The organism is Halobacillus halophilus, from assembly GCF_020171985.1.
Taxonomy (GTDB): Bacteria; Bacillota; Bacilli; order Bacillales; family Halobacillaceae; genus Halobacillus; species Halobacillus halophilus_A.
In genome coordinates, this window is the sequence record NZ_JAIVAL010000001.1 from 357473 (window position 1) to 379252 (window position 21780).

The window sequence follows — 21780 nt, forward strand, 5'->3', positions numbered from 1 at the left end:
TTAAAGGTCTGGAAGACTGTCTGGATCCATCGTGAACGTATGTTTAACTTCGGGGAACTCCCCTGATTTCACTTCATTCACGTAGGATTGAACAGCTTCTCCCAGTATGTGATTACTATCAAGATAAGGTTTCACAAATTTCGGTAAGCGCTCGACCCCATATTTTAATATATCGTGATACACGAGGACTTGTCCATCACATTCTGCCCCTGCTCCTATACCTATTGCAGGAATAGTTAATTCTTTTGAGATAATCTCCGCTAATTGTCTTGGTATACACTCCAGGACGATGGCAATAGCTCCTGCAGCCTCAATCTCTTTTGCTTCTTGAACTAAGCGTGCTGCTGTGGCCTTATCTTTACCCTGAACTCTGTAACCTCCTAAAACATGAACAGATTGTGGAGTTAAACCTATATGGCCCACCACAGGGATACCCGCGTGCACAAGTTTTTCCATCGTCTGAATGACTTCTCCGCTTCCTTCAAGCTTTAAAGCTTGAGCTCCTGTTTCCTGAAAAAGTTTTTTTGCGTTGTATAAAGAATCCTGAATGGACACGTGGTAGGACATAAAGGGCATATCCACGACAGTGAAAGTATCAGGAGCCCCTCTTTTCACGGCTTTGCCGTGATGAATCATATCAGCGATCGTTACAGGAATGGTGGAATCATACCCAAGAACTGTCATTCCAAGACTGTCCCCCACTAAAATCATATCCGCTTTAGCTTGTTCAGCAATTTTAGCCGATGGAAAATCATAACTTGTAATCATGGCTATTTTATCTTTCTCCTGCTTCATTTTAATAAAGTGACTTTTATTAAGCATGATAGCCTCCTTCGCCCCAATGAATTTCAGCTGAATATAGTTTCTCTTCGTTCCCTTCCTTATCTCTGGCTCGAAGTGCTCCATCTGGCTCTATCCCAATTAGGGTAGCCTGCCATTCCCGTCTCATAGTTGAAATGGTGACTTCTTCTCCAATCCGATAACCAAAATGCTCCCATTCCTTCTTTACTTGTTCAAACCCTCGCTCTACGTAGCTATCATATGTATTTTCAAATAGACGCAGGATCGATTGAATAGTTTGTTGAATATCCCATTCTTGACCGGACTCAATCTTTAAAGAAGATGCTTTATGTCGGATATCTTTCGGGATTTCATTCAACTGCTGGTTAACGTTCATTCCGATTCCTAACACAACATATTGGATTTGGTCATGTTCAGCTTGCATTTCTGTTAGGATTCCTGAAACTTTTTTATGATCAATAAGTAAATCGTTGGGCCATTTAATTTGTGGGTGAAGATTCGAATTCTCTCTTACCATCTTGGCAAGAACGGTAGCAGCAAGCAATGTAAGTTGAGGCGCTCTCATAGGAGGAAGGTCAGGACGTAGCAAAATACTCATCCATATCCCCTTTCCTTTAGGAGAATGCCAATTCCTTGCCATTCTGCCTCTTCCTTTTCCTTGTGCATCCGCTATTACCACCGTCCCATGCGGTTTACCCTGGCTGGCTAATTGATGACCAATTTCCTGAGTGGATTCAACTTGATCGAAATGGACAAGTTTCTGTCCCAGCCATTTAGTCTCCAGCCCCCACTGAAGTGTATTGCCGCTAATCTTATCCGGAGATGAGAGAATTTTATATCCTTTCTTGCGAATCGCTTCAATTTGGTAGCCATCTTTTTTTAGTTCATTCATATGCTTCCACACAGCCGTGCGAGAGATGTTTAATGATTCTGATAATTGCTGTCCAGATACATAACCCTTTTCCTTTTCTAATAAATCAATCAGTTGTTTTCGGGTGGATTCCACAGTAATGCCCACTCCTTTATTTTTTCATAATCATTGGGTAAATGTCTTTCAACGACTTGATGCTCTATTTCCTTCATGTATTCAGAAATCCAAGGCCCTTTTTGTTTATCAGCAAATAAAGAAATGAGGTCCTGAGGCTGAAATGCAAGCTCTCTCCGCGAGAGAATGGGTAAGTTCTTGCATCCTTCTTGTAATTTTATAAGAATCGATTCATCCGCAAGCCCTTTAGCCTGTAAAACTCTAGCAAAAGCTTCTTGTAAGTATTCAGGCAGTACATACAAAAGCCAGGGGGTGGCGCGATTCTTAATCAGGTATTCGTTTAACGCATGATTCAATTCTTCCGTTTCACGTCTCTCTTTATTAGAAAGCTTCCATCTCTTCATCCATTCCTTAATAGAAAACGAAGGGGAGTAAGCCATGTAATAGGTAACCAGTTCTGGCCAGGAAGATAACTGCACAAGCGGCGCAACATTTGAAAAGGATGGAATGGTATTAAAGATTGGCAAGTATGTAATCAGATCAGTGTTACTCACCAGCTCAATAGCATTTTTGTATCCACGCCCCTGATAAAGTTTCAATGTTTCCACCGCGATTCTCTCTACTGATATATATTTAAGCAAGCTGGACTTAGCTGAAATCGCCTGTATCGTATCTTTTTCCACTTCAAATTCCAGCTGACTTGAAAACCGGGCGGCTCTCATCATTCGCAAAGGATCTTCGGTAAACCGATTGAAAGGATCACCTACAGCCTTTACTTGGCGGTTTTTGATCGCTGTTAGTCCATTATAAGGGTCTATTATAGTTCCAAATCGGTCCATAGCCATAGCATTAATTGTAAAATCACGTCTGGCAAGGTCCGCCTTTATGTCACGTACAAATGTTACTTCGTCGGGGTGGCGGTAATCTTCATATCCTTCTTCTGTACGAAAGGTGGTTACCTCGTACGAAACTGAGCGAAATCGGACAATTACGGTTCCATGTTCTATGCCTACAGGAATTACTTTATCAAACATTCTCTGTATATGTGAGGGAGGCTCAGAACTAGCAATATCTATATCTCCAAGTGGCCGTCCGGAAAGATAATCCCTTACCGCGCCACCCACAATATAAGCTTCTCCTCCTCCCTCCTCTATTTTGGCTAGTAATTCAAAGGCCGCTTCCAATTTTGGTTCGTAACTTTCAATCATTATTCAGCACCCGTTCATAAAGATCTTCATATTGATTAAGAATAGTTCCCGAGGCAAATTTTGTTTCCACCACCTGCTTTGCATTAACAGAAAGCCTGTCCATTAAATCTTCATCAGTCAGCATCTTCAAAGCAAAATAAGCAACCTGGTCGACGTTACCCAATTCAGCAATATAGCCGGTTTCGCCGTGGTCAATAACTTCTGGAATGCCTCCGATATTAGAGCCAATACACGGCACCCCGCAAGCCATAGCTTCTAGAAGAACAAGACCAAAGCTTTCTTTTTCAGATAACAGTAACTTTAAATCCGAGATGGACAAAAGGTCACTGACATTTTCCTGTTTCCCAAGAAAAAGCACCTGTCCCTCGAGATCTAGATCTTTTACAAGTTGATGGACATCAGAGTATTCAGGACCATCCCCTACGAGCAGAAGCTTTGCAGGGATTTCAGCAGCAATTTTAGAGAAAGCACGTACAACTTCAGGTACTCTTTTCACCTTGCGAAAATTAGAAATATGGATAACTACTTTTTCCTCTTCTTTAATACAATAATCTTCTCTTAGGGAATAAGAGGGCTTTTGATAATATTCTCTTTCATCTACAAAATTATAGATGACTTCTATTGGCTTATCAGTCGAAAGCTGATCTTGAGTCTGCTGGACTAAGCTTTCAGAGACAGCTGTAACTTTGTCAGATTGTTCAATGCCAAATTTGATCATCTGCTTTAAGCTCGAATCAATACCAAGTACTGTAATATCAGTACCGTGAAGAGTTGTAATAATTTTTACGTCACGCTTAGCCATTTGTTTAGCTAAAATAGCACAAATAGCATGAGGCATGGCATAGTGTACATGAAGAATATCCAGTTCTTCTCTGTTTATGACTTCAGCCATTTTATTAGCTAGAGCAAGATCATAAGGGGGATGTTGAAAAACCGGATAATTACTGACTTCTACTTCATGATAGTAGATATTTGGATAAACTCGATTCAAGCGAAAAGGAACTTGGGAAGCTACGAAATGAATCTCATGGCCTTTTTCAGCAAGAAGCTTGCCAAGTTCTGTCGCGATCACGCCTGACCCCCCTACTGTAGGGTAGCAGGTAATTCCTATCTTAGCCATATGATCACTCCTGCTCTTTCTTCTGTTCTTTAAGGATTTTTCGCCACTCTAAATCGCCGCGATCGAGAGCATGAATCAGTATTTCAGCTCCAGCCAGGTTAGTGGCAAGCGGAATCTGATGAACATCACACAGGCGAAGCAGGGCACTGATATCCGGCTCATGAGGCTGGGCAGTTAAAGGATCACGAAAGAAAATAACCATATCCATTTCATCTTCAGCGATTTTCGCTCCTATTTGCTGATCTCCTCCTAAAGGGCCTGATAAAAATTTAGTAACGGGAAGACCTGAAGCATCAGCGATGCGTTTTCCGGTCGTTCCTGTAGCAAACAGCTGGTGTTTCTGTAATGTTTCTTTATAAGCTATAGAAAATTGTATAATATCCGTTTTTTTCTTATCATGAGCGATTAACGCAATATTCATCGTTCCCGTCTCCCTTTTAGTCTAATAAGTGTTCAAGACCATACACAAGGACTTCCAGGTGCATGACCTTTTCAGCGGCTAATTTAACACCACTCATAAATGACTCACGATGGTGGGAATCGTGTTTAATCGTAAGTGTCTGCCCTAGTCCTCCAAAAACAACTTCCTGGTGAGCAATTAATCCAGGAAGACGCATACTGTGGATCTTCATACCATCAGTGTCCGCACCGCGGGCACCAGGTAAATTTTCTGTTTCGCCAGGGTGACCTTGATGGTGACTTTCTCTAACTTCTCTAATAAGCTCAGCGGTTTTTATAGCTGTACCAGAAGGAGCATCTAATTTCTGATCATGGTGTTTCTCAATGATTTCAACATCTGGAAAATGTTTAGCGGCCCATTTAGAGAATTGCATCATCAGCACCGCTCCTACCGCGAAGTTAGGAGCGATTACAGCACCAATTTGTTTTTCTTCCGCTAGCTGTTTCAATTCCTCTAATTGTTCGGGCGTAAATCCTGTGGTTCCTACAACAGGACGCACTCCATGTTCAAGGGCAAGTTTTGTATGCTTATAACCATTTTCAGGAGTTGTTAAGTCAATTAGCACATCAGCTTCTATTTCACTCAGGCACTTCTCCGGATCCTCAAATATAGGCGCATCCAGATTTGGCAGATTGTCTATGTCGGTAACATTTTTTCCTCCGTTTTTACGGTCTACACAGGCTACGAGCGTTAGGTTCTCTTCTTTTTCAATCAATTTCAGAGCTTCTGCCCCCATTTTACCTCTAGGTCCAGCTACTATCACTTTAATATTATCACTCATTTGAACTCTCTCCTTCTTTACGTGTCCAGCGGTCTTTATCTCTTGTTTCAATTTTCCTCATCGATTGTTCGAATGCTTCTGATAAATCCATGTCCAAAGAATTTGCAAAACATGTTAAGACAAAAAGGACGTCCCCTAATTCTTCTTCTAATGCTTTGTTTTTTTCTGATGCTTTCTTTTGCTTTTCCCCATAATGATGGTTGATTTCTCGAGCCATTTCACCAACTTCCTCCGTAAGCCTGGCTTGTAAACTTAATGGAGAAAAATAGCCCTCCTTAAACTGGGATATGTATTTGTCCACACGTTTTTGAATATCTTCTGTAGTGTAATTCACTTTATCCGCTCCCTTTTTACTGTAGCATCTCTATAAATGGTAGCCAAAAGGGGGCAATTTGACAAATTTTTAAACTAAAATCTTAGAATTGCCTGTTCATAAAGAAAACTCTATAATGAGAAACGTATGACATTTATGGAGGTGAGCAGGCATTAAAATCTTTGGATTGCGTCTTAAAAACATTTTATTCATTTTAATTGGTTCTGCTATTTTTTCATTTGGTCTTGTTCATTTTAACATTCAAAATGAACTCGGTGAGGGAGGGTTTACTGGGATTACATTATTGCTTTTATACTTATTTAACTGGGATCCAGCCCTTATGAATATCATTCTCAATATCCCGGTTTTAATCATAGGCTGGCGGATACTCGGACGTAATACTTTCCTTTATTCATTAATTGGAATCCTTGCCGTATCCTTATTTATTAGAATTTCCCAGATCTATATGATTGAATTTAATCTATCCTCTGACCTCACGTTAGCTTCTTTATTTGCGGGTGTCTTCATTGGAGTAGGTTTAGGCATTATTTTTCGGTACGGCGGAACGACAGGAGGCGTGGACATCATTGCTCGCCTTATCAATAAATACTTAGGCTGGAGTATGGGCCGAGCCATGTTTGTATTTGATGCGGTCGTTATTTTGGTTTCCATCATTACTTACTTAAACCCGATTAAAGGTATGTACACACTCGTAGCCGTATTTATCGGCGCAAAGGTTATCGATTTTATTCAGGAAGGCGCCTATGCCGCACGTGGAACAACCATTATTTCTGGTAGAAGTGATGAAATTTCCAGAAAAGTGATGCAGGAAATGGATCGCGGCATTACTATACTCGAGGGGCGCGGATCTTTCTCAGGAGAAAGAAGAGACGTTCTTTACTGCGTAATTGGCAAGAACGAAATTGTACGCTTAAAAACCATTATTGATCACATAGACCCCCATGCCTTTGTAGCCGTCAGTCACGTTCACGATGTAATGGGCGAAGGTTTCACGCTCGATGAAAACAAAAACCCGATCAGGGACTAAATTGTAAACACCAAATAAAAAATGCCCCGCTTCCATTGAGAGGCGGGGCATAACTTTATATTATTCTTCTCCCATTCCGAAAAACATGAAAATGAAGCGAAGCAGTTCAGCTAGAGCTACAAGCGCACCAGCTACATAAGTCATAGCCGCAGCATTCAATACCTTCTTCGTCGGGCGTTCCTCCTCATTTCTAATAACTCCAGTCGACACCAACTGAGTCATTGCTCGGTTAGAAGCATCGAACTCAACGGGCAGAGTTACCAGCTGGAAAAGCACAGCAAAGGCAAAGAATACAATCCCGGCAAAAATTAAGCCGGTCATTTGAAGAAGAGCTCCACCAATGATTAAGAAAATCGAGATGTTTGACCCGAAGCTCGCAACTGGTACAAGCGCACTACGGAAACGTAAAAACGCATAGTCCTGAGCATCTTGAATCGCATGCCCAACTTCGTGAGCAGCAACGGCAGCTCCTGCAGCCGAACGCCCATGGAAATTATCTGTAGACAAGCGTACAACTTTAGAGCGAGGATCGTAATGATCCGATAGCTGCCCTCTGACTTCTTCTACAGCTACATTATACAGACCATTATCATCTAATATTTTTCTAGCTACTTCTGCTCCGGACATAGAAGAGGAGATAGCTACTTTTGAATACTTTTTGTAGGTGCTCTTTACTTTTGACTGGGCCCATATTGGGATAATCAAAATCAGTGCGAAGTAAAGAATAAAACTCATCATGGTTCATTCCTCCGTCTTGGATGTAAATAAAGTTCTTAGGTCAATTTTAGTCAAATCAGCTAAAAAAATCAACTATTTTCTCTCTTAATTGACCCTTTCACAGTGGCAATGGCTTGATATTTCTTAGCAGCTACATAAGCCAGTGTTAATAATATTGTACCTCCAATAAGCACTACCGTCCATAATAACGCATCCCCGCTTAAAGCAGGCAAGGCTTCAGGAAGCTGATCCATTTCCACAGCCATAGTTTCACGGATTTGATAAGAATCGCCCTCTGATAGTTTCGATAATTGTTCACCAATAGGAATTAACTGGTCATAAGAATAATACGTTAAAAGGCTTGGGACAACTTTCTCCCATTCATTTTGAAGTTCTTCATTTGTAAGGTAAGAATCAGCACTCAGATTCTTCTTATAGTCAAACACAAGGTTGTTTATATTTTCCAAATAGTTGGTTGAATTTACCGTTTCAATAAATATAACCAATCTTTCAGCATCAGCTAATTGAGCTCCCTGCTTACCAGTTACTACGGATTGGAGCAACTCTTTCCCGATCTCCTCTTTTTCAGGGGATAGGCTTTCTAGGTAGTTTTCCAATTCGGTCCTGCGGTTATTCAGTACTTTACTTGCCAGCTCGTATTTTCCATCCTGTAAAAGAAGCTTGTACTGCATGAAAAAGGGTGTCCAATCCTCTGAATTTCCAGATAGGTAAAGATGCTTATTCATTGGTGTGAGTGTGAAAATAACGGAACATAGTAAGATCAATATTGCCCGTCCCATTCCACTTCTCCCCTCTCTTAAAAAGTCTTATAGAGAGTCTATGAGGAAAGGATATAATTTAGACCGATTGAGTTTTTTGTGAAACGATATACGCCACCCCTATACATCCCAGGCTTAACCAAAATGTAAAATACCCGACCTGCTCCATATACTTCATAATTGCAGGGTAAACAGGCATCTGTTCAAATACGTAATCAATGACATCATTATGCAGTGTCCATATAGCTGCTACAAGGACATGTCTCATCCTTATCGAATAAAACGGAGCATATAATAGACCCTGAAATGCCATAGCAGCATGAGATACGATAAGCATATAACCTGTCCAGGGAAGACTGCCAAATTCAGCAAAAGTTAACCCGTTCATAACCACCGCCCAAAGTCCATACTTGAGAAGAGTAATAAGAGCCAGTGCCTCAATATAGGGCACATGTCGATTAAAGATATAAAACCCTAAGAAAATTGTAAAAAACAGACTGGCTGTAGGACTATCAGGCACAAATATTAAAAACTTAGGTTCTGTAACCGCTAGCTGACTACCATACCAAATATAACCATAAATTGTCCCCAGAAGGTTCACGATAAACAACAAGATTAAGAACCCACGATTTGTTAGTATGTAGGAAACTAATTCTTTCAACTTTGCTTCCCCCTATATAAATTAAGCCGCGCTCCAAGAGCGCGGCTACAATTAAAACTTATTCGCTTGAGCCTGATCCTTCACTTTCAGAAGAGCCTTCTCCTGAACTTTCGCCAGATCCTTCGCCTTCAGAAGAGCCTTCTTCTGAACTTTCACCGGATCCTTCGCCCTCAGAAGAACCTTCTCCTGAGCTTTCACCGGATCCTTCACCCTCAGAAGAACCTTCTCCTGAGCTTTCACCGGATCCTTCACCTTCAGAAGAACCTTCTCCTGAACCTTCGCCTCCGCCTGAGCCGGCGTTAGCAATATATTCAGCTAATACTTGCAATTCTTCATCAGAGCCACCAAAGATACCTGCAGGCATCTGCCCGATTCCATTTACAGCAATATCCTTAATTTCATCTACAGATTTTTCAGAATCAATTAAAGATGGATAATTTCCTTGGCCCTGCAATGAGTCACCATGACAGCTTAAACAGTTCGCTTCATATAAAGCATAACCTTCGCCTGATTTATCGATTTCTGATTCTACAGCTTCAACATTAACCCCGTATTTTTCAGCACGTGTTTCATAGTCAGCGTGTTGAACAGATTCGTATGTCAGCCAGAAAGTAGCAACAAATCCAAGGAGCATTAATCCAACGGCAATCGGCCTTTTATGTGGACGACGTTCGGGACCTCTATCTAGAAACGGAGCAAGTAATAAAGCTCCAAATGCCAGTCCTGGCATAACAATTGCACCCAGTACAATAAACTCTCCACCCGCAAATTCATATTTCAAAAATTGGTATAAAAATAAGAAATACCAGTCAGGCAATGGAATATAACCTGCGTTGGTGGGATCTGCCTGTTGCTCTAAAGGTGACGGATGAGCAGCAGTCAGAATAAGGAAACCGATTAGAAACACGGAACCTACGAGCCATTCCTTAAGAAGGAAGTTAGGCCAGAACGCTTCAGTACGGCCCGGATACTCTGAGTAGTCTTTTGGTAAATTGGCTTTAGATTCGGCGGTAATTCTAGAGTCACCGACGAACTTCATCCCTTTTCCCCTATGCACAGCTTTCCCTCCTTTTTTAACTTACATTTTATAGTGGACCGGAAATTCCTTGTTTACGGATTAAGATAAAGTGAAAGGCCATTAATCCGAACAAAGCGGCCGGCAAGAAGAAAACGTGGATCGCAAAGAAACGTGTAAGGGTTTGTGCCCCAACGATCGATGGATCACCCGCAAGTAACGTTCGTATCGCATCTCCTATAAATGGTGTTGCAGCGGCTATCTCAAGACCTACCTGAGTAGCGAAATATGCTTTGTTATCCCATGGAAGCAGGTATCCTGTGAAACCAAGACCAAGCATAACGAAGAATAACAGAACTCCGATTACCCAGTTTAGCTCTCGAGGTTTCTTGTATGCGCCTTGGAAGAATACCCGTAACGTATGTAAGAATAACATTACGATAACAAGACTCGCTCCCCAGTGGTGCATGCCGCGAACGATTTGACCGTATGCTACCTCTCTTTGTAAATAGTAAACGGATTTCCATGCATTCTCAATATCTGGTACATAATACATGGTCAGGAACATCCCTGACAAAATTTGAATGACTGTAATGAAAAAAGTCAGTCCCCCAAAACAATAAACAAAAGCTGAAAAGTGATGGGCTGGGTTGACATGCTCTGGAACCTCATGGTCGGCGATATCACGCCACAATGGTGTAATATCTACACGCTCGTCCACCCAGTCATAAAGTCTTTGCAGCATGAGTTACGCCCCCTTTCTAGATTGTGCTTCTCCAAGGTAAAGCATGCCTTCTTCAACTTTGTGTTCATACACTGGAAGTGGCGCCGTTGGAGGTGTTCCTTTAACGTTCACCCCATCCTTGGTATAACGTCCACCGTGACATGGACAGTAGAATTGGTTTGGGTATTCCTCGTTAGACGCCCAGTCTACCGTACAGCCCAAATGGGTACAGATCGGAGAAAGTGCCACAATCTCATCTTTTTCATTCCTGTACACCCAAGCTGTTTTCTGAACCTCTGATTCATACCAACCATCAACCTGGTCAATGGTCCATTCCACCCTTGTTGGTTCATTAGTAATCTCATCAACAGATGCAACGGAGTGCATTTCTCCGCCTTCTTTGGTTTGCAATACTGGATCAATTGCGAACCGAACCATTGGTGCAAGCATTCCGGCTGCCATGAAGCCGCCTACACCAGTCAGTGTGTAGTTCAAAAATTGACGACGGGATACTCGTTTTTTATCGCTCATTCTTTTCCCCCCTCTATGCTGTAATCCATATGACATGGATATTTTACACACAGTTTACTAGGACATTACCATGATAGCGCAATCTCAAGGCGCGGTCAATAAATTATCAAGGCTTGTCGTAACTTTTCTATTACCAGTATGCCTGGATAAGTTCACTAATTTGACCAGCTTGTTCTTTCACGAATGATTGCGTCTCTGTAGATTGGATATTCCCACTCTGGATTGCTGGAACCCACAACAATTTACCCGTGAGTTCATCCTCATGTTTTTTCCATTTGGCATCAAAAGTGAAAAGAAACACATGCATAAATGGCTGCTTTTTAAACTGATTGATCCAGCTGTTCACTCGTGATACTTCTGTCTCTGCCGCTCCGCTTATGTAATAATACTCTGGAGCTAAAAATATTCGTCCCCTATATTCTTTTTCAATCAGACTTGTAAAAATCTGATTGATTTCCTTTTGAAACGCTTGTTTCCCCATCATTTGGTCAGAAGCAGGGTCAAAAGGAATCAGTGGAATTAACAACGTATCAATATATTCTTTCTCAGGTAAGTATTGTTTAATATCATTCTCTTTCCATCTCACGGGCTATCATCTCCTGCCTTTCTTCTCTCTATTGTACTAGATTGTCGAAAAAATAAAAGTCAGGAGCGATAAAAAATGCTCCTGACTAGTGCCATATTATAAGAAGGTATTTAAATCCTGCTTGAGACTGCTTAATTCATTACACAATTCTTTAAATTTATCTCGTTCGCCGTCAATCAAAGCAGCATCAATTTTCCCTTCCAGCTCTTTCTGTCTGTGTTTAAGAAGACTTAATGATAGCAAGCGTTCCGCTTCGTTTTTATCGCGTTCATTCAAATAATAATCTTTAGGAAGATAAGGGTTCTCCTCTAATACAAGAGCATATTTCGAACTTTGCTGAGCATTATCAAAATTCATTTGAATATAAACAGGCTCGTCTTGATTCATCCTCAAATCGTGGAACGACTTCTCTGCATCATTAGTCATAACTTGCCCTTTATAAAACCGAAATGGGGGGTCGGATACACCTTGAGCACTTATCTCCATACCTCTAGGACAGAACTTCACTTCCTGGACAAAATGAACACTGGAAAGTAAGGATTCATGATTCATTAAATAATTAAGGATCCATACACTTTCACGTTTCTTTAATTGATAATGATTTAGAAACCACCGGACAAAATCTTTTTTTTCATCAACAGATATAGGTGTTTGCATATGCGCCCCTCCCGCGCCTCATTATTCAAATCATTCTTGTTCCATAAGCCTCGCCAAAAAGTCTTCAATTTCAGTATCCGCGGGGTCAATTGCTAAATATTCTCTAAATACTTCCTGTCCTTCCTTCATACGGCCTTCTTCAACCAGGAAGTATCCATAGGCTTTCAAGAATTCCGTATCTTCTTTTAATGATGGGTAAGCTTGCTTATATTGCTCGTAAGCTTCTTTAAACTGTTCTTCCTCTTCATAAGCCTGGGCAAGTTCCCATAGATAATTGGGGTCTTCCTCTCCAAGAGAGATCAACTGGTTAATCAGTTCAATAACCGCTTCATAGTCAGCATCTTCTTTAAAGTTTTCTATCAGAAATAAAACCGCTTCTTTATAGCCTGGATCAAGTGCTACAGCTTCCCTCATCAGCCTGTAACCCTCGTCTTTGTTTCCTTGTTTATGAGTTAACGTACCGGCCAGATGATAGAGTTCTTTATTAAACTCATCTTTTGCTAAGCCTTTCTTAGCCATATCCAGGGCTTCCTGCGGCATACCTTCCGAATCATAAGCCTGAGCCAGCTGAGAATAAACCGAATGAAAATAAGGATCTTTCTCAATCAATTGTTCCCAGACCTTAATGGCTATATCATTACGATTTGCTTGAAAAGCCACAAAGCCATAGCGGAACATTACATCTGGATTCTCTTCTTCCACGTTTTGGTAGTATTCGAGAGATTGCTCAAATTCACCATTGGCTGCATATGCTTCTGCTAAACGCGTGGCTACTTCTATATCTCCTATAACGGGTTGGTGGTGCATAGCGTTCTCGTAATAAGGAACACATTTAGAGTACTCACCGTTTGAAAAAGCCAGTTCGCCTAGAGCAAAGTCAATAATGGCTGAATTAGGTTCTACTTGCTTAGCAGTTAATAACTTCTGCTCAGCTACTTCGTATAATCCCTGTGCCTGGTATAAATCAGCTAATTGAACGAGTACCTGCAGATAATCTTCATCTTCAGGACCGAATTGATTTAACAGTTCTATCGCTTCATCATCTTCGCCTAAATCAATATGAATTTCTGCCATCATTACTTTCAATTCCTGCTCTTTTGGATAGCGTTGAATCAGTTCCTGAAGAACCATCTTCGCTTCATCCATCATCCCCCACTGAATGTAGAGTTCTGCAATGGTAAAGCGCTCTTCTTCATCCGCATGTGGTAAATATTGTGTAAGAGTTTCTATTGCATCTTCCGTCTTATGGGCTTCCATCTGACGAATTGCTTTTTGTATTTCCTCCATGATGACATCCTTTCTCTGTTAAACAAAATGCTTGTGAAGTTTCACTTGAATATGTGTGCCTGGTTTACGGTCAACCAAGGTTTGATTGACTTGTTTAACCTGCCCATCTATAATCGTTACATTTGGAACAGGGTTATGATAAACGAATTTTTCCTGTTCATCAATCAAAGAATGTTGAGTTTTCCAAAACAAATTATAATCAGCCTGCCCACCTGCTGCTAAACGACCGCGACTAGGAAAAATCCCACTATCCTTTAGATTCTGAAACGAAACTACATCATCATCCTGTAACTCTGATAACTTAATGATACCATACTGCTTACTAACTGAAGACCATAATTCTGAATAGTTGTTCGACGTATTTGCAGAATCTTTGACACGGATAGTCAGTGGAATTCCCTTGTACGCCTGAGCCTGGACCAGCCATTCCCAGGATACATTTTTCAAGTCATTGATCAAATCCACTTCAATACATAAAAAGGGGCATCCTTTTCTAGCAAAAAATCGGACCATCTCAGCTTTTATAAGCTTAGCATTTATGACTGGAACCACCATATAGTTTACTGGAATTCCGGATAATTTATTTAAATATTCGTCATAAAGCTGACGATAGTGGCGTATGCTAGTCACTAGGTGTTGAATAAGAAGTAGTGAACACCCTCTTTTTATGTAATTACCAGCTGTTTCTTCGGGAGTAGAACTAAAGGAAATTGGCTCAAAGTTATCAAGCATGACATACCCAGGTGTTACATAGAAACCATCCATATTCATGTGAACATAAGGTTTGCTACCTGAGGGATTACGAACGAACCTCTCTCCATCAACCAGCCGTTCCTCTACCTCTCCCCCATCCTCTTTCTCTACATAAGTACTAAACCAATAAGCTCCCATACGATTCAAACCTCCATCAGGCTTTTTATATCGTATGAGAGCTTACTGAAAACTATGAAAACTATTTAATTGGTCAGCTGATTTAAATGGTCAAAAAAAGTCGGGTATGAAATATTAATACACTCTTTATCCTCAATCGTTACGGGAGCATCACAAACAAGGGATGCGATCGCGCCCATCATGCCGATTCTATGGTCCCCAAATGAATCGACTTTTCCGCCTCTTAGAGGAGTCGGACCATGGATAATCATTCCATCTTCCTGCGGTTCTACATGAGCCCCGATAGCTCTTAAATTATTCACGACTGCTGCAATTCGATCGGTTTCTTTAAACCTCAATTCACGGGCATCTTTTATAACAGTAGTCCCTTCTGCCTGTGTAGCTGCCAGGGCAACGATCGGAATTTCATCAATTAAATTCGGGATCATTTCCCCTTCTATGTTGACACCTTTCAGAGGGGAAGACTTAATTTGAATATCACCGACAGGTTCATCACCGACATAAGAATGTATGTTAGCGTCTACAGAAGCTCCCATATGCTTCATAACCTGAATTATTCCATCTCTAGTCGAATTAAGCCCAACGTCTCTTATTGTAATCGAGCTGTTTGAGCATATGGCAGCGGCGACGATAAAAAATGCCGCCGAAGAAATGTCCCCAGGTACTCTAAGATTAGAAGCTGTAGGCTGTTGACCTCCCTCAATAGTAATTTTAGAACCTTCTACATTGATATTAATTCCAAATTGAGACATCAGCATCTCGGTATGATTTCTTGTTATTCCAAGTTCCATCACAGTCGTTCTTCCTTCTGCAAGCATTCCGGCTAGTAGAAGAGCTGATTTGACTTGAGCGCTTTTTACTTGTAAATGATGCGTAGTGCCTTTTAATTTAGTACCCTCAAATGCAAGAGGCAGCACAGAGGCATTCTTACGTCCGGCAATATACGCACCCATTTCACGCAATGGGTGGACTACACGATCCATAGGACGCCTAGATAAGGACGGGTCTCCATATACTGAAGTAAATAGCGGAAGGCCAGCTAACACCCCACTCATCAATCGGGCTGTAGTACCAGAGTTTCCAAAGTTTACTGGTAATTCAGCTTCTTTCAAGTGTGAAATCCCTTTCCCATATACGGTTAACTCGTCCTCGGTCTGCTCTATTTGAACACCAAGCTGTCTAAAAGCCTCCACCGTCCGCATGCAATCTTCGCCTGTTAAAAAATTCGTGATTTGTGATACGCCTTGGCTCAATGATGAAAATATTACCGCTCTATGGGAAATAGATTTATCCCCAGGAACAGTGAGACTACCTTTCAAACTATTAGTTGGAGGACCTAACTCTATGGCTGACATGTTACACACCCCTTATTGTTGTATCATCACTTCATATTGATGGGCTTCAAGCACTTTTTTACTTTTCCATTGCTCGTCACTCGCAGCGAAACTAATTCGAAGCACTCCTGTAATCCCTTCACGAATTTCCAGGATCTGAATGTTTTTAATACTAATTTCCTCATCGGCTAGTAAACCTATCACATGGTAGATCGCACCGGGCTGGTCATGAATATCCACATAAATATCATAAAAGGCCGGGATCGCGCCTCTGTCTCTTACAGGCAGATCGTCGCGGTAATGCTTAGCGTCTAAAAGATACTTATATGTTTGTTCACTCTCTTTATCTTGCAAAAAGGTTTTTACCTTATCCATTTCCTTTATCCAATCATCAAGCATAGAAATTAGCAAATTACGGTTTTGGAAAAAGATATCCTGCCAGAGTTTAGGGTTGCTAGAAGCAATCCTAGTAATGTCTTTAAATCCTCCTGCTGCCAGTTGTTCAATATAAGGATGAGTTTCCTGCCATTGTTTTGCCTGATGCACCAGTGAAGAAGCAATTAGATGAGGAAAATGAGATATTACCGCTGTCATCTCATCATGCTCTTTTGTGGAAAAGGTCAGGAACCTCGCTTGCGTTTCAGAGAACAATTCTTTCAACATTTCTGCTTCATGTACAGATGCGTGAAGCGAAGGAGTAAGCACATATATAGCATTTTCAAATAGATGAGGTTTAGCCGCAGTATATCCCTGTTTATGAGAACCTGCCATTGGGTGGCCACCTACAAAAGATACTTTGGAATGATTTAAGTTATTTGCCGCTTCAAGTACATTGTTTTTTACAGAGGATACATCCGTTACCAGTAGGGGCTTAGAAAGCTCGATGGATTCTAATTGATTTAAATATTGAATGGTTACGGAAATAGGAGTAGCCAGAACACAAACATCTGCCTGTTTCACAGCAGAGTTAAAGTCATCAGAGTCACTATGGATAACTCCCTGCTTCTTTGCCATACTTATCGTTTCAGGATCCTGGTCAATACCAATTACATGGACGTTTTCTTTTTTCGAAACGTTCATTGCAAGAGAGCCGCCAATCAGGCCTAAGCCTACGATCAATACTGTCTGCTTCATTACTTTACTCCTGAAACTAGTTTCTGTTTCATTTCTTCCTGGATCACGGCCATATCCTCTGAACGGCCGATCGTCAGACGTATCGTATTAGGAAGTCCCAGAGCTTCCCCTGAACGCACAATAAAACCTTTTGTTAGCAAATGCTGAAACATTTCGTCTCCGCTGAATGGAAGATGAATAAGTAGAAAATTGGCTTGTGAATCATAATACGATAAGCCATTCTCATCACAGAACTTCATGAGTCCTTTTTTATTTTTCTTATTCTCTTCCAGTGACATCTGTAAGAATTGCTGATCGTCCAAAGCAAGAATGGCAGCAGCCTGAGAAACGGTTGTCGTATTAAACGGCTCACGCGAAGGCTCCAGCATACGAATCACGTCGGGGTCTCCCACTCCATATCCGATTCGAAGTCCCGCCAAGCCATAAGCTTTTGAAAATGTGCGCAGGACAATAAGGTTCGTATAGTTGTCTAATGCTGCTAGAGCATCAAAGTAGTCATCTGTTTCTAAATACTCGTAATAAGCTTCGTCCAGAACTACTAAAACGTGGTCGGGGCATGCTTCCATTACTGATTTAAGCTTTTCACGTTCAATATGTACCCCAGTAGGATTATTAGGCGTACAAATCCACAGCACCCTGGTTTGAGCATCGATCTGCCTTAGCATTTCGTCAAGGTCATGATGACCGTCTACTAATGGGACCTCTCTCACTTCAGCTCCTTCTATTAAAGCATTGTGCCTATATTGAGGAAAGGTAGGTGTAGCCATAATCGTATTAGCTCCCGGCTCTAAAAACGTGCGACATATAATTTGTACAACTTCATCAGATCCATTTCCAAAAATAAGCTGATTATCATTCACATTAATAAATTCAGCTACTTTTCTTCTCACTGCCGATGCATATCCATCGGGATAAATTTCTAAGTCAGCGATTAATTCAGGTAGTTCTTGTTTCACCTTAGGAGAAAATCCAAACGGGTTTTCGTTAGAAGCTAGCTTAACAATTCGCTCAAGTCCATATTCTTTTTTTACTTCTTCTATTCCTTTTCCTGGTTTGTAAGGCTTCATATCTTTTAAAATGTCTTTAGCTTTCATACAGGAATGCTCCTCTCAACTCTTTAAATCCGGTCGTAACTGTTTAGCTTCATAATGGTAAATATGCTTAATATGATGCTGTGCTGCATCAGTTTCAGCCGTTACCATTACTCGAATGCACTTAGGTAAACTCCCGGGGACGGGAATTTCTCTCATACACATAACGGGGACATAAGTCCATCCCTCAAGTTGTCTCAGGGATTTGGCTGGGAAGCCATCGTTCAAATCCTCTGTAACTGTGAAATAAACAGATACAACCTGCTCTGGCTGAATTTGATTCTGACGAATAAGATCGTGCATTAGTTCTACAGATTTGTCTATGATCTCTTCTGATCTATTTACTGACACTGTAGTAGCCCCTCTGATACCTCGGATCATGTGGCTCTCACCTCTTTAATAAATAGATTCAAGTCTGTTCGTATTTCCTGGTCGCTTAATTCGACAACACACGGAGTTCCAATCTGATTCAACAAAACATAATTAATTTTCTGATGTACTGTTTTTTTATCCCACTTCATTCGTTTAAACAACATCTCCATATCTAAGTCCTTAAAGATATCCAAAGGATAATGATTGGACTTCAGCCATTCACGATAGCGATCCACTGAGAGGGATGCGTTCAGTTTCCTTTCACTAACACGTAGGGCGAACCATAACCCAATTCCAACTGCCTCTCCATGGGTGATTCTTCCGTAGCCAAGCTCAGACTCTATTGCATGTGCCAGAGTGTGGCCCAGGTTTAGATACCTTCGTATTCCCTTTTCACGCTCATCACTTTCTACAATTGCTGCCTTGACCTTAATCCCCTTTATCAGGTCATCCTTTATCTGTTCACTAGATATCTTGTCCAACGAAATTTGAAGCAGATTACTACACCACTCTTCGCTGCTAAGAAAAGCGTGTTTTATAACTTCTCCATACCCTGAACGGATCTCTTCTGCCGGGAGCGTAAACAATGTTTCAGTATCATAAATGACCTTTACAGGATTATAAAAACTTCCTATCAGATTTTTGCCTTTAAGATGGTTGATCGCGACCTTTCCTCCAACGCTGCTGTCATGTGCCAAAATTGTCGTAGGCATTTGAATGAAATCAATACCTCTTAAATAAGTAGAAGCTACAAACCCAGCAAGATCTCCAACCATACCTCCTCCTAACGCAAGAATTAAGGAGTGACGGTCAAGCTGAGCTTCTACACACGCATCCAGCAATCGCTCATACTGCCCCATACTCTTAGATGATTCTCCAGATGGAACGATAGAAGTCTCAACATCAAAATCTTTTCCTAGTCCACGGATTACATCATCCAAATAGATATTCGAAACTTTGTCATCTGTGATCACTAATACTTTCCGATAACCACTTGCTATATAATTTAGCAGTTTGTGACGAATTCCTTCTTCTATAATGACCTCGTACTCATGAGAGCTTGCATGAATTGTCAAAGAGCTCATTTAAAACTCCCTGACTTCCTTACGATAATCATCAACAGCACGTTTTAACCTTGGGAAATAGTCAGATGGAAATTCTTCTGTAATAGCCTTAGCCAATTCAAAAGCTACAATGTGCTCCATAACAACGGAAGCTGCAGGAACAGCACAGGAATCAGAACGTTCAATACTTGCGTTAAATGGCTCTTTAGTATCAATATCCACACTTTGAAGCGGCTTATAAAGAGTAGGGATAGGCTTCATAACCCCTTTAACCACTATTGGCATGCCTGTGGTCATACCTCCCTCGAATCCTCCAAGACGGTTTGTACGTCTGTAATAACCTCGTTCTTCACTCCAGAGAATCTCATCATGAACGTCACTGCCGTTTCGACGGGCTGCTTCGAAACCTATTCCGAATTCTACCCCTTTATACGCATTAATGCTCATAACACTGCCGGCAATTCTAGCATCCAGCTTACGGTCGTACTGAACATAAGACCCAAGTCCAGGAGGCATACCTTCTACATAAACTTCGGTGACCCCTCCAATTGTATCTCCATCCTTTTTAGCGTCATCGATAGCTTTTTTCATCTTTTCAGCTGCGTCCTCATCAAAAGTACGCACAGGCGAGTTCTCGGATATTTCACGTCGTTCCTTTAACGACAGACTTTCATCTACATCACTTACGATGCCTGCAATTTCCCGCACGTATCCAGCTACTTCAATTCCGAGCTCGCTTAGCAATACTTTAGCTACAGCTCCTGCCCCAACTCTGGCAGCCGTCTCTCGCGCGGAAGAACGCTCTAAAACATTTCGCATATCACGGTGACCATACTTCATTCCGCCATTTAAATCAGCGTGGCCTGGTCTTGGTTTCGTTACTTTTCTACGAATATTCGCATCTTCAGGAAGTGGATCTTCTCCCATGATATCAGTCCAGTGTTTAAAATCGTCGTTGTGGACAACCAAAGTTATAGGTGAACCCATGGTATAACCATGTCGCACCCCGCTCGTAATCTCTACTAAGTCTTTCTCAATCTGCATTCTTTTACCACGGCCATACCCACCTTGCCGTCTAATTAAAGATTCATTTATCTGTTCGCTTAGTAAAGGTAGATGGGAAGGTACCCCTTCTATAATTGTTGTCAACTGCTTACCATGAGATTCACCTGCTGTTAAATAACGCATGGATAACATCCCTCCTGATCGTATAGTGAACTGAGATATTCTCAGCAATAAATTTTACGTACTACTATATCATACGCATAAACGTTTGTGTCGCAAAATTGTTCGAATTTTTTATAAAAAGACTTTGGAAGCGCTTACCTATATTCGAAATCCGTTTTCTTATAAAAAAAGAATCGAAAACTTCTAGTTGATATTTTCGCGGTGAAAATATTTGTTCGGTGCTACCCACCAAAAATACTCCTCCATTTTTAAGGGAGCGTCTGAAATTATCGTAAACACGATGCTTAGCTTCCTCTGTAAAGTAGATTAACACATCTCTGCTAACAATAAGCTCACAAGAAGGTATGAAAAGATCTGCCAACAATTTGTGTTTCTTAAAGGTCACACAGTTTCTTATATCCTTTATGTAAAAGTTGGACAAATTCTCTGTAATCCTCAATCATAAAGTCGGCTCCTTATCTTTACAGATCTTTACTATACTAGAGTAGCTGAACCCTTATGCTGTGTAAACGATAATCCCATCGTAAGTTAACACACTAAAAAAACCGCCTTCATAAAGGCGGTTTTCGAAAGGATTTGTACTCAGTAAACCCAGTTTAAGTTATCTTTTTGGTAATTTAAAATTTCATCAGAATTGAAGAACAGCTCGAGTTCCCTTTTAGCACTATCAGCTGAATCGGAACCATGAATGACGTTTTTGCCCACGGTTACTCCGAAGTCTCCGCGGATCGTTCCTGGTGCAGCATCGGAGGGTTTAGTAGCCCCCATCATCTGACGAGCCCCGGCAATTACATTCTCCCCTTCCCACACCATAGCGAATACAGGGCCAGAAGTGATAAATTCTACCAGTTCACTAAAGAAAGGTTTATCTTTATGTTCGCCATAATGTTCCTCTGCCAAAGAATTTGAAATAACCATGAGTTTAGCACCCGCTAATTTGTACCCTTTTTTTTCAAATCTTGAAGTAATTTCACCAATTAAATTACGTTGAACTCCATCAGGCTTAACCATTAAAAAAGTCTTTTCCATGTCA

25 protein-coding genes and 1 pseudogene are annotated in these 21780 nt (G+C 41.1%); 1 reads left to right on the top strand and 25 read right to left on the bottom strand.

Features of this window, described 5'->3' with window-relative positions; all coding sequences use genetic code 11:
- Genes panB through LCM11_RS01825 form a run of 7 tightly spaced genes read right to left on the bottom strand, consistent with a single transcriptional unit; the run spans position 1 to position 5689 of the window.
- Positions 1 to 822 (bottom strand): 3-methyl-2-oxobutanoate hydroxymethyltransferase, encoded by an 822-nt coding sequence (panB, locus tag LCM11_RS01795; RefSeq protein ID WP_224892574.1) that lies wholly within the window; start codon positions 820 to 822, stop codon positions 1 to 3.
- The gene (locus tag LCM11_RS01800; RefSeq protein WP_224892575.1) at positions 815 to 1807 is read right to left on the bottom strand and encodes a biotin--[acetyl-CoA-carboxylase] ligase; all 993 of its coding nucleotides are present in this window, start codon (positions 1805 to 1807) and stop codon (positions 815 to 817) included. Before LCM11_RS01800 ends, panB begins: the two co-directional genes overlap by 8 nt.
- A complete protein-coding gene (locus LCM11_RS01805; RefSeq protein ID WP_224892576.1) occupies positions 1783 to 2994 on the bottom strand; it encodes a CCA tRNA nucleotidyltransferase in 1212 nt (403 codons plus the stop codon). Before LCM11_RS01805 ends, LCM11_RS01800 begins: the two co-directional genes overlap by 25 nt.
- Entirely contained in the window at positions 2987 to 4114 is a 1128-nt protein-coding gene (gene bshA, locus LCM11_RS01810; RefSeq protein ID WP_224892577.1) for an N-acetyl-alpha-D-glucosaminyl L-malate synthase BshA, read from the bottom strand. The genes LCM11_RS01805 and bshA overlap by 8 nt, the downstream gene beginning before the upstream one ends.
- Positions 4115 to 4118: 4 nt before the next feature.
- Positions 4119 to 4535, bottom strand: a complete 417-nt coding sequence (locus tag LCM11_RS01815) for a methylglyoxal synthase (RefSeq protein WP_224892578.1) — start codon at positions 4533 to 4535, stop codon at positions 4119 to 4121.
- A 16-nt stretch (positions 4536 to 4551) separates the two neighbouring features.
- Positions 4552 to 5355, bottom strand: a complete 804-nt coding sequence (gene dapB / locus LCM11_RS01820) for a 4-hydroxy-tetrahydrodipicolinate reductase (protein WP_224892579.1) — start codon at positions 5353 to 5355, stop codon at positions 4552 to 4554.
- Entirely contained in the window at positions 5348 to 5689 is a 342-nt protein-coding gene (locus LCM11_RS01825) for a nucleotide pyrophosphohydrolase (RefSeq protein ID WP_224892580.1), read from the bottom strand. The genes dapB and LCM11_RS01825 overlap by 8 nt, the downstream gene beginning before the upstream one ends.
- A 151-nt stretch (positions 5690 to 5840) precedes the next feature.
- Here LCM11_RS01825 and LCM11_RS01830 point away from each other — a divergent pair, with 151 nt between their 5' ends.
- On the top strand, positions 5841 to 6716 hold the full coding sequence (locus LCM11_RS01830; RefSeq protein ID WP_224893070.1) for a YitT family protein: 876 nt from the start codon (positions 5841 to 5843) through the stop codon (positions 6714 to 6716).
- Between the two features lie 60 nt (positions 6717 to 6776).
- Here LCM11_RS01830 and LCM11_RS01835 read toward each other — a convergent pair whose 3' ends face one another.
- From LCM11_RS01835 to ndk, 18 genes and pseudogenes are all read right to left on the bottom strand, one after another.
- Positions 6777 to 7451: a zinc metallopeptidase gene (locus LCM11_RS01835; protein WP_224893071.1), complete on the bottom strand. Its 675-nt coding sequence runs from the start codon at positions 7449 to 7451 to the stop codon at positions 6777 to 6779.
- 71 nt (positions 7452 to 7522) lie between these two features.
- Positions 7523 to 8233 carry a sporulation protein YpjB gene (locus LCM11_RS01840; RefSeq protein ID WP_224892581.1) on the bottom strand — a complete coding sequence of 237 codons (711 nt, stop codon included), beginning with the start codon at positions 8231 to 8233 and terminating at the stop codon, positions 7523 to 7525.
- Positions 8234 to 8291: 58 nt separating this feature from the next.
- A complete protein-coding gene (locus LCM11_RS01845) occupies positions 8292 to 8873 on the bottom strand; it encodes a DUF1405 domain-containing protein (protein WP_224892582.1) in 582 nt (193 codons plus the stop codon).
- Between the two features lie 301 nt (positions 8874 to 9174).
- Positions 9175 to 9930: pseudogene (locus LCM11_RS01850) on the bottom strand (c-type cytochrome); the annotation flags it as partial.
- A gap of 28 nt (positions 9931 to 9958) precedes the next feature.
- Positions 9959 to 10633, bottom strand: a complete 675-nt coding sequence (gene qcrB, locus LCM11_RS01855; RefSeq protein WP_014643505.1) for a menaquinol-cytochrome c reductase cytochrome b subunit — start codon at positions 10631 to 10633, stop codon at positions 9959 to 9961.
- A 3-nt stretch (positions 10634 to 10636) separates the two neighbouring features.
- Positions 10637 to 11143: a ubiquinol-cytochrome c reductase iron-sulfur subunit gene (locus LCM11_RS01860; RefSeq protein WP_224892583.1), complete on the bottom strand. Its 507-nt coding sequence runs from the start codon at positions 11141 to 11143 to the stop codon at positions 10637 to 10639.
- Positions 11144 to 11273: 130 nt separating this feature from the next.
- Positions 11274 to 11729: a YpiF family protein gene (locus LCM11_RS01865; protein ID WP_224892584.1), complete on the bottom strand. Its 456-nt coding sequence runs from the start codon at positions 11727 to 11729 to the stop codon at positions 11274 to 11276.
- A 96-nt stretch (positions 11730 to 11825) separates the two neighbouring features.
- Entirely contained in the window at positions 11826 to 12386 is a 561-nt protein-coding gene (locus LCM11_RS01870; protein WP_224892585.1) for a ReoY family proteolytic degradation factor, read from the bottom strand.
- A 30-nt stretch (positions 12387 to 12416) separates the two neighbouring features.
- The gene (locus tag LCM11_RS01875; RefSeq protein WP_224892586.1) at positions 12417 to 13673 is read right to left on the bottom strand and encodes a tetratricopeptide repeat protein; all 1257 of its coding nucleotides are present in this window, start codon (positions 13671 to 13673) and stop codon (positions 12417 to 12419) included.
- An 18-nt stretch (positions 13674 to 13691) separates the two neighbouring features.
- Positions 13692 to 14564 (bottom strand): hypothetical protein, encoded by an 873-nt coding sequence (locus LCM11_RS01880; RefSeq protein WP_224892587.1) that lies wholly within the window; start codon positions 14562 to 14564, stop codon positions 13692 to 13694.
- 65 nt (positions 14565 to 14629) lie between these two features.
- Positions 14630 to 15919 (bottom strand): 3-phosphoshikimate 1-carboxyvinyltransferase, encoded by a 1290-nt coding sequence (gene aroA / locus LCM11_RS01885; RefSeq protein ID WP_224892588.1) that lies wholly within the window; start codon positions 15917 to 15919, stop codon positions 14630 to 14632.
- 12 nt (positions 15920 to 15931) lie between these two features.
- Positions 15932 to 17032, bottom strand: coding sequence for a prephenate dehydrogenase (locus LCM11_RS01890; RefSeq protein ID WP_224892589.1), 1101 nt, complete (start codon positions 17030 to 17032; stop codon positions 15932 to 15934).
- Positions 17032 to 18126 carry a histidinol-phosphate transaminase gene (gene hisC / locus LCM11_RS01895; RefSeq protein WP_224892590.1) on the bottom strand — a complete coding sequence of 365 codons (1095 nt, stop codon included), beginning with the start codon at positions 18124 to 18126 and terminating at the stop codon, positions 17032 to 17034. Before hisC ends, LCM11_RS01890 begins: the two co-directional genes overlap by 1 nt.
- 15 nt (positions 18127 to 18141) lie before the next feature.
- Positions 18142 to 18504, bottom strand: a complete 363-nt coding sequence (gene aroH / locus LCM11_RS01900; RefSeq protein WP_224892591.1) for a chorismate mutase — start codon at positions 18502 to 18504, stop codon at positions 18142 to 18144.
- Positions 18501 to 19580 carry a 3-dehydroquinate synthase gene (gene aroB, locus LCM11_RS01905; protein ID WP_224892592.1) on the bottom strand — a complete coding sequence of 360 codons (1080 nt, stop codon included), beginning with the start codon at positions 19578 to 19580 and terminating at the stop codon, positions 18501 to 18503. The genes aroH and aroB overlap by 4 nt, the downstream gene beginning before the upstream one ends.
- Positions 19581 to 20747: a chorismate synthase gene (gene aroC / locus LCM11_RS01910; protein ID WP_224892593.1), complete on the bottom strand. Its 1167-nt coding sequence runs from the start codon at positions 20745 to 20747 to the stop codon at positions 19581 to 19583.
- A 64-nt stretch (positions 20748 to 20811) separates the two neighbouring features.
- The gene (locus LCM11_RS01915) at positions 20812 to 21186 is read right to left on the bottom strand and encodes a CheR family methyltransferase (protein WP_412098120.1); all 375 of its coding nucleotides are present in this window, start codon (positions 21184 to 21186) and stop codon (positions 20812 to 20814) included.
- 143 nt (positions 21187 to 21329) lie between these two features.
- Positions 21330 to 21776 (bottom strand): nucleoside-diphosphate kinase, encoded by a 447-nt coding sequence (ndk, locus tag LCM11_RS01920; protein ID WP_224892594.1) that lies wholly within the window; start codon positions 21774 to 21776, stop codon positions 21330 to 21332.
- Positions 21777 to 21780 lie beyond the last annotated feature (4 nt).